The 14,198-nt window shown below is 31.4% G+C and carries 12 protein-coding genes, 2 pseudogenes and 1 riboswitch; of the genes and pseudogenes, 13 read left to right on the top strand and 1 reads right to left on the bottom strand.

Annotated elements, in window-relative coordinates:
* Nucleotides 1-76: 76 nt before the first annotated feature.
* From BUB63_RS03990 to BUB63_RS03955, 8 genes are all read left to right on the top strand, one after another.
* A complete protein-coding gene (locus tag BUB63_RS03990) occupies nt 77-760 on the top strand; it encodes a metallophosphoesterase (protein ID WP_073248028.1) in 684 nt (227 codons plus the stop codon).
* Between the two features lie 37 nt (nt 761-797).
* Nucleotides 798-1,007: a heavy-metal-associated domain-containing protein gene (locus BUB63_RS03985; protein WP_073248027.1), complete on the top strand. Its 210-nt coding sequence runs from the start codon at nt 798-800 to the stop codon at nt 1,005-1,007.
* A gap of 188 nt (nt 1,008-1,195) precedes the next feature.
* The gene (deoD, locus tag BUB63_RS03980; RefSeq protein WP_027309008.1) at nt 1,196-1,894 is read left to right on the top strand and encodes a purine-nucleoside phosphorylase; all 699 of its coding nucleotides are present in this window, start codon (nt 1,196-1,198) and stop codon (nt 1,892-1,894) included.
* 401 nt (nt 1,895-2,295) lie between these two features.
* Entirely contained in the window at nt 2,296-3,708 is a 1,413-nt protein-coding gene (locus BUB63_RS03975; protein WP_073248026.1) for a LysM peptidoglycan-binding domain-containing protein, read from the top strand.
* Between the two features lie 157 nt (nt 3,709-3,865).
* Entirely contained in the window at nt 3,866-4,375 is a 510-nt protein-coding gene (locus tag BUB63_RS03970) for a GNAT family N-acetyltransferase (protein WP_073248025.1), read from the top strand.
* A gap of 43 nt (nt 4,376-4,418) precedes the next feature.
* Nucleotides 4,419-5,345 (top strand): TRM11 family SAM-dependent methyltransferase, encoded by a 927-nt coding sequence (locus BUB63_RS03965; protein ID WP_073248024.1) that lies wholly within the window; start codon nt 4,419-4,421, stop codon nt 5,343-5,345.
* 12 nt (nt 5,346-5,357) lie between these two features.
* Nucleotides 5,358-6,626 (top strand): ArsB/NhaD family transporter, encoded by a 1,269-nt coding sequence (locus BUB63_RS03960; RefSeq protein ID WP_073248023.1) that lies wholly within the window; start codon nt 5,358-5,360, stop codon nt 6,624-6,626.
* A gap of 232 nt (nt 6,627-6,858) precedes the next feature.
* Complete coding sequence (locus BUB63_RS03955) at nt 6,859-7,722, top strand: putative manganese transporter (protein WP_073248022.1); 864 nt, start codon at nt 6,859-6,861, stop codon at nt 7,720-7,722.
* Nucleotides 7,723-7,827: 105 nt separating this feature from the next.
* On the opposite strand, the gene BUB63_RS03950 is transcribed toward BUB63_RS03955, so the two are convergent.
* Nucleotides 7,828-8,280 carry a (2Fe-2S)-binding protein gene (locus BUB63_RS03950; RefSeq protein WP_073248021.1) on the bottom strand — a complete coding sequence of 151 codons (453 nt, stop codon included), beginning with the start codon at nt 8,278-8,280 and terminating at the stop codon, nt 7,828-7,830.
* A 143-nt stretch (nt 8,281-8,423) separates the two neighbouring features.
* A riboswitch (cobalamin riboswitch) is annotated at nt 8,424-8,598 on the top strand.
* Between the two features lie 170 nt (nt 8,599-8,768).
* Here BUB63_RS03950 and BUB63_RS03945 point away from each other — a divergent pair.
* The 5 genes and pseudogenes from BUB63_RS03945 to BUB63_RS03930 all read left to right on the top strand — a co-directional run bounded on the left by BUB63_RS03945 (nt 8,769) and on the right by BUB63_RS03930 (nt 14,197).
* Nucleotides 8,769-9,620: an energy-coupling factor transporter transmembrane component T gene (locus tag BUB63_RS03945; RefSeq protein ID WP_073248020.1), complete on the top strand. Its 852-nt coding sequence runs from the start codon at nt 8,769-8,771 to the stop codon at nt 9,618-9,620.
* Nucleotides 9,604-10,314 (top strand): annotated as a pseudogene (locus BUB63_RS14100) (energy-coupling factor ABC transporter ATP-binding protein); the annotation flags it as partial. The gene BUB63_RS03945 and the pseudogene BUB63_RS14100, both read left to right, overlap by 17 nt.
* A 204-nt stretch (nt 10,315-10,518) precedes the next feature.
* Nucleotides 10,519-11,223 (top strand): annotated as a pseudogene (locus BUB63_RS14095) (energy-coupling factor ABC transporter ATP-binding protein); the annotation flags it as partial.
* A complete protein-coding gene (locus BUB63_RS03935) occupies nt 11,220-11,837 on the top strand; it encodes an ECF transporter S component (RefSeq protein WP_051350682.1) in 618 nt (205 codons plus the stop codon). The pseudogene BUB63_RS14095 and the gene BUB63_RS03935, both read left to right, overlap by 4 nt.
* Nucleotides 11,834-14,197: a DUF4430 domain-containing protein gene (locus BUB63_RS03930; protein WP_073248018.1), complete on the top strand. Its 2,364-nt coding sequence runs from the start codon at nt 11,834-11,836 to the stop codon at nt 14,195-14,197. The genes BUB63_RS03935 and BUB63_RS03930 overlap by 4 nt, the downstream gene beginning before the upstream one ends.
* Nucleotide 14,198 lies beyond the last annotated feature (1 nt).

The following is a 14,198-nucleotide window of genomic DNA, read 5'->3' as shown; positions in this document are numbered from 1 at the left end:
AATCACCTATTAAGTTATCGGAAAAATATAATAAAGTTAAATATCAAAATAAAAAATAAAATTGGGAAGTGATAATTTGGCACTATATGCAATATCAGATTTACATTTATCCTTATCAACGGATAAACCAATGGATGTGTTTGGAGAATTGTGGAGGGAACATCATTTAAAAATAAAGGAAAACTGGCAACAGAATATAAATGAAGATGATGTTGTTTTAATTGCAGGTGATATATCCTGGGCAATGAAACTTGAGGAGGCATATAAGGACCTTGAGTTTATACATAGTCTAAATGGCAAAAAGGTATTTATAAAAGGCAACCACGACTATTGGTGGACTTCCATTACTAAGATTAACTCATTATTTGAAGATATGTATTTTATTCAAAACACCCATTTTCCTTACAATGAATATGCAATATGTGGAACAAGAGGGTGGATAAACTTAGAAAATACAGATGATGAACACGATATAAAGGTACATAAGAGGGAACTTTTAAGGCTTAAAATGTCCCTTGACAGTGCAAAAAAAGCAGGGTATGAAAAGTTTATAGTTATGATGCACTATCCTCCAGTTACAAAGATTGCAGTTAATCAAGAGTTTGTAGATGTTTTAAAAGAATACAGGGTTGAAAAGGTTGTGTATGGACACATACATTATGATGCAAGATATATATGTGAAAATGGTATTATAGATGGAATAGAATATATATGTACCTCCTGCGACATAATAGATTTTAATCCTATTAGGATTTTATAGTGGCTTTTGGGCAAAATAATAATGGGAGGTGCATATAATGAAGGAGTATTCTTTTAAAGTACCATCGATGCACGATGAAACTTCAGCTAAAGAGATAGCAAGCATAATAACAGGAATAAGAGGTATACAGGATGTTGATGTTGATTACCAAGAGGGTACTGTTAATGTTTATTTTGATGAAAATCAAGTTATAAAGGATAAAATTAAATATATAGTTGAGAAAAAGGGATTTAAGGTAGATGATTAAAATTATACCACGTCGCTTATAGGTGGCGTGGTTATATGTTATTTTATACCATAGAATTTTGAATTATTAGAAAAAACTATTGAGTTGATAAGAGAGTTGTGTTAATATTATGAATGGACTCTCACTGGATTATTTTGCAAAATATTTAGAAAATTAATACAAAATTTATTTAAGATAGGAGGAATAATATGAGCGTACATATTGGTGCAAAGGAAGGTCAAATAGCAGAAACAGTTCTATTACCTGGTGACCCTCTTAGAGCAAAGTTTATAGCAGAAAATTTCTTAGAAAATGTTGAATGCTACAATGAAGTAAGAGGAATGTATGGTTTTACAGGATACTATAAAGGCAAGAGAGTTTCAGTTCAAGGAACAGGTATGGGAGTTCCATCAATATCAATATATGTAAACGAATTGATTAATTCCTATGGAGTAAAGAACCTAATTAGAATAGGAACTTGCGGTGCAATAAATGAAAATATAAAGGTTAGAGATATTATATTGGCAATGACATCCTGTACTACATCAAATATAAATAGAATTAACTTCAATGGATTAGATTATGCCCCTGCAGCAAGCTTTGATCTTCTATACAAGGCTTATGAATACTCAAAAAATAATGGTATAGATGTTAAGGTAGGAAATATATTAACAGAAGACTCCTTCTATCACGATGATAGAGAATTCTATAAGATATGGGCAAAGTATGGAGTTTTAGCAGTTGAAATGGAGACAACTGCACTATACACTCTTGCAGCAAAATATGGAGTAAATGCATTAACAATTTTAACAGTTTCAGACCACGTAATTACAGGAGAAGAAACAACAGCACAAGAAAGACAAACTACATTTACAAAGATGATGGAAATAGCATTAAATTTAGCCTGAAAAAATCCGCCTATGGCGGATTTTTTTCAGATTGTTGAAATAATTATATGATGTTGCATAGCCCAATGAAGGATTTCTTGGGCATTGGTTCATTTCGTTAAGCAAATCTAAGCTTTTCTTTGTTTAAAAAAGTCCTACCCTCGCAATGTCATCGTCCTGATGACTGCTCGGCTCGGCACATCCTGTGCCGAATTACGGACTTTTTTAAAGTCGAAAAGCAAGATTTGCTAAAACTCATGAAAGAGCCTATTGAAATCCTTTCATGGGGCTTTTTCAGATTTTAGATACCAAACAGGTTTGTCAACAATCTGAATCCGCCTATGGCGGATTTTTTACTTTATATCCTTTTGATAAATATAAATCTTCATATTTGGAAAAAATAAAGGGAAGGAGGTGCTATTATGTCAATCTTTCGTGGATATAATTTAGAAAGACATAGAGATGATTATGTACTTATACTTTATGTAAATACAAATTCAGTTGAGATTTCTTCTGAACTTGGCGAAATTATAAAGAAAAACTCTCAGGATTTAAAGGAATATGTGCAAAAAATAATAGAGGATAAATTCCCAAACATAAAAATATCCTCTGCTAAAATAATGCTTGGAACTATGCTCCTTGCAACTATACCTCTTGGGATGGATGCATTAGGGACAAAGGCAAAGGCATCTATTACTACTTCACAGCAAATTCCAGAATTTTATACAGTAAAATCAGGAGATACTATATGGAAAATATCTCAAACCTTTGGTGTTTCTATAGATAAAATAAAGAGCCTCAATGATTTAAAAACCGATACTATATATGTTGGTCAAACCTTAAGATTGAGGGAAGAAATAAAGGAAGCATTAACCTATTATGATACATATACAGTAAAATCGGGAGATACATTATGGAAGATAGCTCAAAGCTTTGGTATTTCTGTATCACAACTTAAAACTTTAAATAATATGACTACGGATACTATATATCCAGGGCAGATATTAAAGGTAAAAGAGAATATTGTCTATGGAAGCTTCTATACAGTAAAATCAGGGGATACACTATGGAAGATAGCCCAAAGTTTTATGGTATCAGTGGATGAGATAAAAAGATTAAACAATTTGACAACAGATATAATAAATGTTGGTCAGAGGCTTTTTATTCCAGAGAAGAATGTAGAGGAAGTAAAACCACCTACAATAACTCCAACTCCTGTATATGAGTGGCCTGCTGTTACTTATGTGGTGCAACCTGGGGATACTGTCTATTCTGTTGCTAAAAAGTTTAACACTACAGTTGACAACATATTAAGATATAATTATATGTCTCCCGATGATTGGCTTGATGCTGGGGATAAAATAGCAATATCAGGATATGCACCAAGGGTATATACAGTTACCCCAGGTGAAGCAACCTATCCTTCAACAAGGGGCAAAATTGTAGATTGGTTTTTAGAGGGACAGTACATAATAAAAAGAGGAGATATATTTACAATAGTCGATGTTCAGACAGGCAAACAGTTTAAAGTAAAGATGATGGGAGGATACAACCATAGTGATGTGGAACCTTTAACAGTAGAGGATACAGAGGTAATGAGGAGCTTATTTGGAACTTGGCAGTGGAATCCAAGGCCAGTTGTTATTTATAAGGATGGTATGAACATAGCAGCTTCATTATCTGGTATGCCCCACAGTGCACAGACAATTACAAATAATGGAGTAACAGGCCATTTTGATTTATACTTAAAAAATAGTCTCCCACACAGTCAGGATACATCAAATGAATATGTTGAGGCACATTATAGGAATATTAACACAGCAGCAGGACTATAATTTAAATAAATATAAATAATTACGATATTTAAGGAAAAAAAGATAAATATAGAGCTTTATTCCCTCTAAGTTTTCTTTACTTTTGTATAATAAAAATGTAAAATAAATTCGTAGATTTTATATAAATATAATAAGATTATATTTTGGAGGAGTTGTAATGTTGGTTAGAGAAGCTATTCCAAGTGATGTCCCGTCTGTCGCCAAGATACACATGGATGTTTGGAAGGATACTTATGAGGGAATAATTCCAAATGAATTTTTAGAACATAGAACCTATGATGAACTTGAGGATACTTGGCTTGATAGACTATTTGAAGATCCAGAAACAAGAGAATTTATGTTTGTTGCAGAAAATGAGGATGGAGAATTAGTTGGCTTTATTGTTTTTTCAACAGATGGTTTTGAAAATTATCAAGGAGTTATTAAGTCAATCTATGTGTATAGTGACTATCAACGTCAGGGGATAGGAACAATGCTTTTTAATGCAGCAGTTGAGAAATTAGCTGAAGAAAATATTAAAAATTTGATTGTTTGGACCTATAAGGATAATAAAAATAGAAAATTCTATGAAAAGATGGGTGGAAAAGTGTTTAGGGAAGTTGTAGTTGATGTTGAAGGTAGAAAGGTTGCAAAAATAGCCTATGTATGGGATAATATAAAGAATTGATAATTAGGCTGCGTTATGCAGCCTTAAATTTTGAGGTGAGAGTATGTTTTTGTATTACATTAATTACAGGCCAGATGAATCCGATTTATGTAATTTAGAAATGAGGGTAATTTTTAATAAGGATTTAAGTGAAAAATATTTTTTAAGTGAAAAGGATTTTGATATAGATAGAAGTGTTTTTATAAAGTATAAAATAGATATTTTAGCAAGTTCAAATAGTTTTGATGAATTAATTAAAAAGGTTGAGAAGCTTAATATAAACCAAGAAAAATACAAAGTAAAGTATTTTGATGTAGATGATAAGGTAAAGGTGGAATTTAATGAAAAGCACAGGCTTGAGGGGATAATAGGAGAGAGAATAGAGGGAGATGTTGATGTTTATAATCCTAAGGTTATGTTTGCATTAACTTTAGTTGATGGAACTTGGATATTTGGAAGATACATAAAAAATAGTGGAGAATGGCATAAGCACGAACATAAACCTGTTTATTACTGCAATGCACTTCCTGTTAGAATAGCAAGAAGTATGCTAAACATAGGTCTTGGGGATAATCTTAATAAAAAGGTTGTAGACCCCTGCTGCGGTGTAGGAACAGTTCTTCTTGAGGCAGCGGCACTTTCAGTAGATATAGAAGGTTATGATATAAATGATAAGGTAGTAGAGAATGCAGTAAAAAATATTGAGTTTTTCGGATATGATGTAAAGGTTGAAAATAAAGATATAGCTAATGTGGATAAAAAATATGATTTGGCTATAATTGATTTACCCTATGGAATTTTATCAATAACCTCCGATGAAGAGATAATGCATATTTTAAAGTCTGCGGCAAGAATAACAAAGGAGGCTGTGATTGCTGCTGTAAGCGACATAAGAAAGGAATTAGATGAGGCTGGATTTAAAGTAGTAGATTATGCAGTAGTGCCTAAAAAGCATTTTAAGAGGTTTATATTTAAATGTATATTGAAATAAGGGGGACGAATGATGAAAACTTTAGCAGTAATATTATTTTTATTGACGTACCTACTTCTAATACTTATGCCAAAATATAGAACGCAGGTAGCAGTTGTTGTGGCATTTTTGTTTGTGATATTGGGAATTCTTCCTTACAACAAGGTCTTTAGCACTATAGATTGGAATGTTATTTTAATGATTACAGGAACTATGGGGATAGTTTCACTTTTTATTGAATCCAAGATGCCTGCTGCAATGGCTGATTTTATAGTCGATAGGGTTGGTTCTGTAAAATGGGTTATTATATCTCTATCTTTATTTGCAGGGATTGTTTCAGCCTTTATAGATAATGTTGCAACAGTTCTTATAGTTGCACCAGTTGCACTAAATTTAGCAAGAAGAATAAATATATCACCTGTATATATGCTAATTGCAATATCTATTTCTTCAAATTTACAGGGAGCTGCAACATTGGTTGGAGATACTACATCGCTGCTTCTTGGTGGATTTGCAAATATGGATTTTTTAGATTTCTTCTTTTTTAAGGGAAGAATAGGATTATTTTTTATAGTTCAGCTTGGTGCGATAGTGTCAGCCTTTGTTCTTGTAGTATTTTTTAGAAAATACAATCAGCCTATCCACCTTGAAGAGAGGGAAAAGGTTGAGGATATGTTCCCAACATATCTTATTTTATCAATGGTTGTTCTTTTAATTTTAGCATCATTTATACCAAATAAACCTTCCATTACAAATGGTTTAATATGTGTTATTTTATTGCAAATAGGATTAATTAAGGAACTTTTAATCAATAAAAATAAAGATGCTCTAAATGTAACTCTATTACAAATAGATTATCAGACAATATTAATTTTGATGTCTCTTTTTATAATAATAGGCGGAATAACAGAAGTTGGAGTTATTAACGACATTAGCAAACTATTTTTAAAGTTTGGTAATGGGGGACTATTTACAATATATTCCCTATTTGTTTGGTTCTCTGTTGTGGTTTCAGCCTTTATTGATAATATTCCATATACAGCAACAATGCTTCCTGTTGCAGCAAAGGTGGCAGCTGGTATAGGGATTGAACCATATGTTCTATACTATGGACTTTTGGTTGGTGCAACATTAGGTGGAAATATTACTCCAATTGGTGCATCGGCTAATATAACTACACTGGGTATTTTAAGAAATGAAGGATATGAAGTTAAGACAAAGGATTTTATGAAGTTAAGCGTACCTTTTACACTATCTGCTGTAATTTCTGGATATGTAGTAGCTTGGTTAATTTGGATGTAGGTTTTTAAGTTTTAAAATAATATTTTTATGACACCATAAACAATTAGTGAAGTAACAAGATGTATGAAATAAGCTTTAGAGCTTATAGGTATATATCTTTTGCTTCACATTGCTTATGGTGTTTTTATTTAATGTGAAACTAATATTTAAAATTTTATGTATATATTGATATAATTTGGGAATAATATTATAATAGATAATGCAAGTTATTTGCAAATAGAGGAGGGGTATTATGGAATTTTTACACGAGGCATTGCACGATACAATAATAGCACTACCTATACTTATAGTAGCCTTTGTTTTCATCGAGTTCATTGAACATAGGATTGGAAAAAAGTATGATTATAAGATAAAAAGTGCAGGAAAGTTTGGACCTATAATTGGTGCAGCCCTTGGTATTATGCCACAGTGTGGTTTTTCAATACTTGGAGTTATGTTTTATTTTCAGGGTTATATTACATTAGGTACACTTTTATCAATATTTTTAGCAACCTCTGATGAGGCACTTCCTGTATTAATTTCAAATACAGAAGCTATGGATAAGGTTCTACCTTTTATTCTTCTTAAGTTTAGTATTGCTGTCGTTTGGGGATATTTAGTTGATTTTGTGCTAAAGTCCAGAGTAAATGAAGTAAACGATACAGGAGCAGAACTTGCAGCCACCGATGAGTGTTTAACAGACCACTTTGATTTCAAAGAAGTTCTATATCACTCAATTAAAAAGAGCCTGAAGATATTTGTATATATGTTTTTAATTAATTTAGCACTTGGATACTTAGTGGAAACCTTCCAAATTGATAAAAGTGTAGGTATTTTAGGTAGATCATCCTATTTGCAGCCTATGTTTGTTTCATTGGTTGGACTTATTCCAAACTGTGCAATTTCAGTTGGAATAATTCAAGCTTTTGTTTTGGGAATAATAAGTTTTGAAAGTGCAATTGCAGGGCTATGTGCAAATGCAGGCTTAGGTTTAATATTTTTAGTAAAGGAGTCTAAAAATAAGCTTGATGCGGTAAAAATTATAGGGCTTCTTTATGGTATAAGTGCCTTAACGGGAGTTTTATTAATGGCAGTCATATCACTTATAACTTATTAATAAGTTTTATATTAAAAAGCCCCAAAAAGGAATTTTAGGTTAATATATCCTTAATGGGGCTAAATTCTATTTTTTATATATTAATATCTAAAAACGTATTTATTTTCATAAAAGATTTTGATTAGGTTTATCGCTAATTAGACTTATGGCATAATTAAAGGCATCCTCTAAAACCTCTTTGCAGCACTTTCCTGATGGATTTTGTGTTTTGCATCGGCAGTTTTTCATAGCACCAGTTGCATTAACTAATTCTTGAAACGTCTTAACCTCCTGCTTTTCAACTACAAGTTCGATGATATCCTTCAAGGTAACATTTCCACAGTAGCACACGATAGGATTTTCTTGATTTTTATACCAAACAGGTACCTTTATATCTCTTTGGAAATATACTTCCGATGTTTCATTATTAAAATAAACTATATCGCAATCTGGATTTTTACATAGACCATATTCGCTGGATTTTAAATGTTTTTTAAAGTGGTCATTAACAAGACTTTCAATAGTTATTCTTTGTACTATGTCTCCTTCAGTTTTACATAATGGGCAAATATATTCCATACCATCCCTCCGAAATACTGTTTTAAATTAGTTTATATTAAAATTATGATTAAGTAAATAGTAAAATGTTAACTTGGATAAATATAAAGAAAATTTTTAAAAAACGTTGATTATTTTCTTAGAATATTATATATTATACTTGAAAAGTAAATATTTTTACAGGTGCCATATTTTATGGTTAAAAGGGAAAACGGTTAAAATCCGTTGCAGCCCCCGCTACTGTGAGTGGTGACGAAGCCTAAGTATACCACCTTATTGGGAAGGTTAGGTAGAGGATGAACCACAAGCCAGGAAACCTGCCTGTAAAGGGATAAAGTTACCTTCGGAGGGAAGGGAGACTTAAAATATTAAGCATAGTATTTTAAGGCCCTTACTGGGCCTTTTTTTTATGATAAAAGGGAATTATAAATAGAAGTATAGTATTTAATAAAATTAACTTAGATATTTTCAATATTTAATCATAGATAATCATTTATGGAGTGAAAAAAATGAATAGAGATTCTTTACATATATTGTCTATAATTTTATATGCACTAATGATGGTTTCTATATCCTTTTTAACTATAAATCCTTTGATTTTATTCAGTATTTTAATTTGTGAATTAGCTGTGTTTTTATATTTTAATAAAAAGGAACTTATAATTTCAACAATAAAGATATTTTTACCACTTTTGGTTATAACAGTTTTCATAAATTCGCTATTTGTTAATGCAGGAGTGTTAGTGCTTTTTAATGTTTTTAACAAGTATATCACTCTTGAAAATTTAATATATAGTGTTTTGTTTGCAGTAAAACTTCTAATAATAATTTATTTATTTTATATATTTGAAATTTTTATAGATTCAGATGCAGCATTATCTTTTTTTTCATCAAAGATGCCAAAAACAACATTGCTTTTTATGGTTTGTTTTAAACTCATTCCTACGATGAAAAAGAAATTAAAGGATTTAAGGGATATTTATCAAGTTAGAGGGGTTGAGTTTAACAGTAAAAGTAGATTCCAAAGGATAAAGGCACAAATTCCACTTATTATTGTTTTAATAGAGGAATCTCTTGAAGCTTCCTTTGATATATCAGAGTCTGCCTACATAAGAGGTTTTTTATCAGGCAAAAGAAGTGTATTTAATAAAAGCAAATTTAAACATATTGATTATTTGGTTTCAATAATAAGTATAATATCTATTTTCTATTTTCTAATTTTTAAAAAGCTTACTGATTACAATGTATATGATGATTATAGATTGCCACTAAATCCTTTTACCTTTTCGGTATGTGTATTAGTTTTTGTTTTAACCTTTGTAATTAATTATTACTACAAGGAGAATGTATATGCAGATTAAGATACAAAATTTAAATTATTATTATCCAAACTCTAATGAAAAGGCGTTAGATAATATAAATTTAGAAATAAAGGATGGAGAGTTTATTTTAGTTGCGGGATATTCTGGTTCGGGAAAATCCACTCTTGCAAAATGTATAACAGGAGCAATACCAAATTTTTATGGTGGTAAAATAGGAGGCAAGGTTCTTTTAGATGACGAAGAAATACTAAAGATAGATGAAAGAAGAAGAGCATCGCTTATTACTATGGTTTTTCAAGATCCTGAAAGGCAGCTTTTGATGAATAAGGTATATAGGGAAATAGCCTTTGGTCTTGAAAATATAGCATTAGATGAAGGTACTATTAAAAAGAGAATATGGGAGTCACTTGAGTTTTGTGGAATTACAGATTTATATGATAGGGACATTTCAACTTTATCTGGTGGACAAAAGCAGAAGGTTGCAATAGCTTCAGCACTTTCATTTATGCCAAGGTGTATAATTTTGGATGAGCCAACCTCACAGCTTGATCCTGTTAGTGCAGATGAAATATTAAATATTGTAAAAAAGATAAATAGAGAGCTTATGATAAATGTGATTGTCATAGAGCAAAGGGTGTCAAGATGGTTTGACAGTATAGATAAACTTATAGTTATGAAGGATGGAAGGCTTGAATTTGTAGGAACAAAGGAAGAGGCTTATAGGATAAATAATAGTGAAGTAAATCAATTTCTTCCTTCAAGAATTAAGGTTGCGAAAAAAATAGGAATTGAACAATATCCTTCAGATAGTAGATTAATAAAAAGTAGGTTGAAGGATATAAGTTTAAAGAGCATTAATAAAGGAGAAAAAAAAGGAGAAGATAGGCTTAAGGTTGATAATATAACAGTAAAATATGGCAGTTTTACTGCTGTAAAAAATGTTGGGTTTAGCATTAAAAGTGGAGAGATAGCTGCCCTAATAGGACCAAATGGTGCAGGAAAATCAACACTTTTAAAGTCAATCATAGGGCTTGTTGATTATAGGGGAAATATACTTTTAGATGGAAAAACTATGAATAAATTAAGCGTAAAGGATAGGGCACAGCAAATAGGATATCTTTCTCAAAATCCAAATGACTATATTACGAAGGATACAGTTTATGAGGAACTTCTATTTACTCTTAAGAATTTTAATATAAAGGATAAAGGCATTGTAGATGATATACTTAAAAAATTAGATTTATATAAACATAAAGATAAAAATCCAAGGGATTTAAGTGGTGGAGAGAAACAGAGGCTTGCCCTTGCAAACACACTTATATTAAGACCTAAGGTTCTTCTTTTAGATGAACCTACAAGGGGAATAGACAATAATAATAAAGGTGAAATAGCGAAAATACTTAAAAGTCTTGCAGATGAAGGTGTATCTATAATTTTGATTACACACGATATAGAGTTTGCAGCAGAGGTTTGTGACAAGTTTATATTAATGTTTAATGGTGAGATAGCAGAGATGGGAGATAGAAAGGTATTAGAGGATTGCATCTTTTATACAACAGAGATAAATAAATTGATTAGAGAATTTAAGGGTGGAATTTTTACCTATAAACAGTTTATAGAAGCTTTGGAGGGAAATAAGTGAACATTGAACTTTTTATAAACCTTTCTTTAATTTTAATTTTATTTGCTGCCTTTATATATTTTGAAAGGAGCAAAATGGGGACAAAGGAGATAGGGCTTATTGCAACATTAGGTGCAATTGCAGGTGTTTTTAGAATTCCTTTTGGTGCAATTCCAAATGTTCAACCAACTACCTTTATAGTTGCAGTATCTGGAAATGTTTTTGGCCCCTTTGTTGGTTTTTTAGTAGGAAATGTAGCTGCCTTTGTTTCAAATATTTTTCTAGGCCACGGTCCCTGGACAATATGGCAGATGTTTGCTTGGGGATTGGTTGGAATGCTTTCGGGTTTTATTAGAAAAAAGATAAAATTAGAGTATTTTTCAATAATATGTTTTCTTTATGGCTTTATGTTTGATTGGATTATGAATCTTTGGCATATTATAGGCTTTATCAGGCCTATTAATATAAAAACAATTACCATAGCCTATTTATCAGGATTAGTATTTGATGTACTCCATTCAAGCTCAAACTTTATTTTCTCAGTTCTATTTTATGATGAAATGTACAAGATACTAAAACGATTTAAAAATAGGCTGGAGGTAACATATATTAAAGAAGTGGGGGGAGATGTATGAAAAAAACAGTTTCCAAAGTAGTTCTTTCTATCTTTATACTATTACAATTTTTAGCAATACTTCCTAAGCAAGCTTTAGCAAATTCAAGCAGTGTATATGTAGTTGTTCAGAGCAATCAGGGGATAATTGCAGAGGGAGAGACACAAAAGACTAACGCCCTTGATGCTTTAGATGAGGTTTTAAAATCAAAGGGAATAACCTATGTATTAAAGGACAGTAGTTATGGAAAGTATATTTCAGAAGTTAATGGACTTAAGGAAGGAAGTTTAGGTGATTATTCAGGTTGGATGTATGCTATCCAAAGGGATGGAAAGTATGAAGTGCCTATGACTTCAATTGATGGAACTGAACTTAAAAAGGGTGAAAAACTATTACTATACTATGGCTGTTATCCAAAGCCATATTTAGCTAATGATATAAGTTTCTCAACCTTAAGTCCAAATAAGGCATTGACTATCACGTTTAATAATTATAATGATTGGACTAATACAGTAACTAAAATAGAGGGATTTAAGGCTGAAATAGATGGAAAAAGCGTAGAGGTTATAGAAAATAGAATAGAACTTCCACAGGGACTTGAAGAAGGAGTACACGAGCTAAAGTTTTATGATTTTAAAGAGGGAAATGAAATTCCTAATATAGTGGCAGATACAATTAAATTTCAAATAAAAAAGCCAAAATTCACAGTAAGAGTAGAGGGATTACTTGATACTATTGTAAGAGGTGAAGTAGAGGAAAAAACTGCCCTTTTAGGATTAGAAAAACTTCTCAGTGATAATAGTATTTCATATAAGGTTACAGAGAGCAAATGGGGCAAATATGTTGAAGAAATAAATGGTTTAAAGGCTGGTAAATTTGGTGGATATGATGGATGGATGTATTATATAAAGAGTAAAAATAAAATAGAGACTCCAATGGTTTCAATAGACTCATATATTCCAAACGATGGTGATGAGATAGTTGTATTCTATGGAGATTCTACAACAGCTTATGCAAATAATATAAAGTTTACTCCAGATGTAGTAGAGCCAAATAAACCTTTTAAAATCCAATTTTCATATACTTATTTTGACTGGTATCAAAACAAGGAGGTAACAACTCCAATTGCTGGTGCTATTGTAACGATTGATGAAAAGAATTATATAACAAATGAAAATGGAGAGATAAACATAGAAGGATTAGAAAAGGGAATCCATAGTTATAGGATTAGTGGTTATAATGTGGATAAGTCACCAACTGTTGTTAAGGATGAGGGTGTATTTAATATTGATGGAGTAAACAGCCCAAGTTTAGATTATAGAGATAGTGCTTATACTGAAGTTATCTCAAAGAATAATAACCTAATAAAGAAGAATATCGAAGAGGACTTAAGTTTAACCTTAGGTTACATTGAAAAGAACCAATTAGATATGTGGGCATTTTTAAGCCTTTCAAAGATGGGAAAAAAGATAGATGAAAAGCTGATTGAGGAAGCAGCAAAGGAACTTAAATCCTATGGAATAGATGAATATACAAATACAGATATAGAAAAGCTAATTATTACATTAACAGCAGCAGGATATAGTCCATATAACTTTGTAGGGTATAATCTAATGGAGGAACTTTATAATAAAAGAAACATTGATAAATTCCTTATAAACGATGCTATTTTTGCACTTATTGCGTTAGACTATACAGCCGATAAGTCAAGCTATAAAATAACAAGGGAAAAACTTGTTGATTTTATACTTGATAAGGCAGTTACAGTTAATAAAAATGGTAAAGAGCTATATGGATGGACTCTAAATTCTGAGATGGGAATAAACCCTGATATTACTGGTGTTGCTCTTGCAGCCCTTTCACCTTATATGTCAAATGAAAAGGTAAAGGCGGCAGTAGATAAGGCTGTTGATAGCCTATCTAAAATGCAGATAGATTCTGGATATATACCCGACAGCTTTGGAAGCTTTAGTGAAACAATTTCATTTGTAATATTGGGACTTACTGCGGTTGGAGAAAATCCAGAGGGACTTAAGTTTACAAAGACAAATGGAGATTTATATTCAGCACTTTTAAGCTTTAGGGTTAATAATGGCCAGTTTGCCCACGAATTGAATAAGAAGGCTGACTATATGGCAACAGAGCAAGCCTTAAGAGCACTTATTGCAATAAGGGAGTTTAAAAGGGCAGGAAAGTATAATTTCTTTGGAAATAATGTGGATGTTAATAAGCTAAAGGTATTTGAATATACTGGTGAGGAGGAAGCAAAGAAGCTACTTCCAAAAACAGGTGATATGTTTGATGCAAATACAGCTGTTGCATTAGCATTTTTAATGATATTAGTAGGTGCAGTTTTAGTTAAAAAGCAAAATAGAGCTTAGG

Origin of the sequence: Caloramator proteoclasticus DSM 10124 (assembly GCF_900129265.1) — a bacterium.
In the GTDB taxonomy this organism is placed as follows: Bacteria; Bacillota; Clostridia; order Clostridiales; family Caloramatoraceae; genus Thermobrachium; species Thermobrachium proteoclasticum.
The sequence above is the reverse complement of the archived record's forward strand: the minus strand, read 5'-3'. Positions and strand labels throughout refer to the sequence as shown.

What these genes read in the sequence shown, in the direction of transcription:
- BUB63_RS03955 (WP_073248022.1), top strand. Translation starts at nt 6,859, where the DNA reads ATGGAATTTTTACACGAGGCATTGCACGATACAATAATAGCACTACCT.
- BUB63_RS03965 (WP_073248024.1), top strand. Translation starts at nt 4,419, where the DNA reads ATGTTTTTGTATTACATTAATTACAGGCCAGATGAATCCGATTTATGT.
- deoD (WP_027309008.1), top strand. Translation starts at nt 1,196, where the DNA reads ATGAGCGTACATATTGGTGCAAAGGAAGGTCAAATAGCAGAAACAGTT.
- BUB63_RS03975 (WP_073248026.1), top strand. Translation starts at nt 2,296, where the DNA reads ATGTCAATCTTTCGTGGATATAATTTAGAAAGACATAGAGATGATTAT.
- BUB63_RS03960 (WP_073248023.1), top strand. Translation starts at nt 5,358, where the DNA reads ATGAAAACTTTAGCAGTAATATTATTTTTATTGACGTACCTACTTCTA.
- BUB63_RS03985 (WP_073248027.1), top strand. Translation starts at nt 798, where the DNA reads ATGAAGGAGTATTCTTTTAAAGTACCATCGATGCACGATGAAACTTCA.
- BUB63_RS03970 (WP_073248025.1), top strand. Translation starts at nt 3,866, where the DNA reads ATGTTGGTTAGAGAAGCTATTCCAAGTGATGTCCCGTCTGTCGCCAAG.
- BUB63_RS03950 (WP_073248021.1), bottom strand. Translation starts at nt 8,280, where the DNA reads ATGGAATATATTTGCCCATTATGTAAAACTGAAGGAGACATAGTACAA.
- BUB63_RS03930 (WP_073248018.1), top strand. Translation starts at nt 11,834, where the DNA reads ATGAAAAAAACAGTTTCCAAAGTAGTTCTTTCTATCTTTATACTATTA.
- BUB63_RS03945 (WP_073248020.1), top strand. Translation starts at nt 8,769, where the DNA reads ATGAATAGAGATTCTTTACATATATTGTCTATAATTTTATATGCACTA.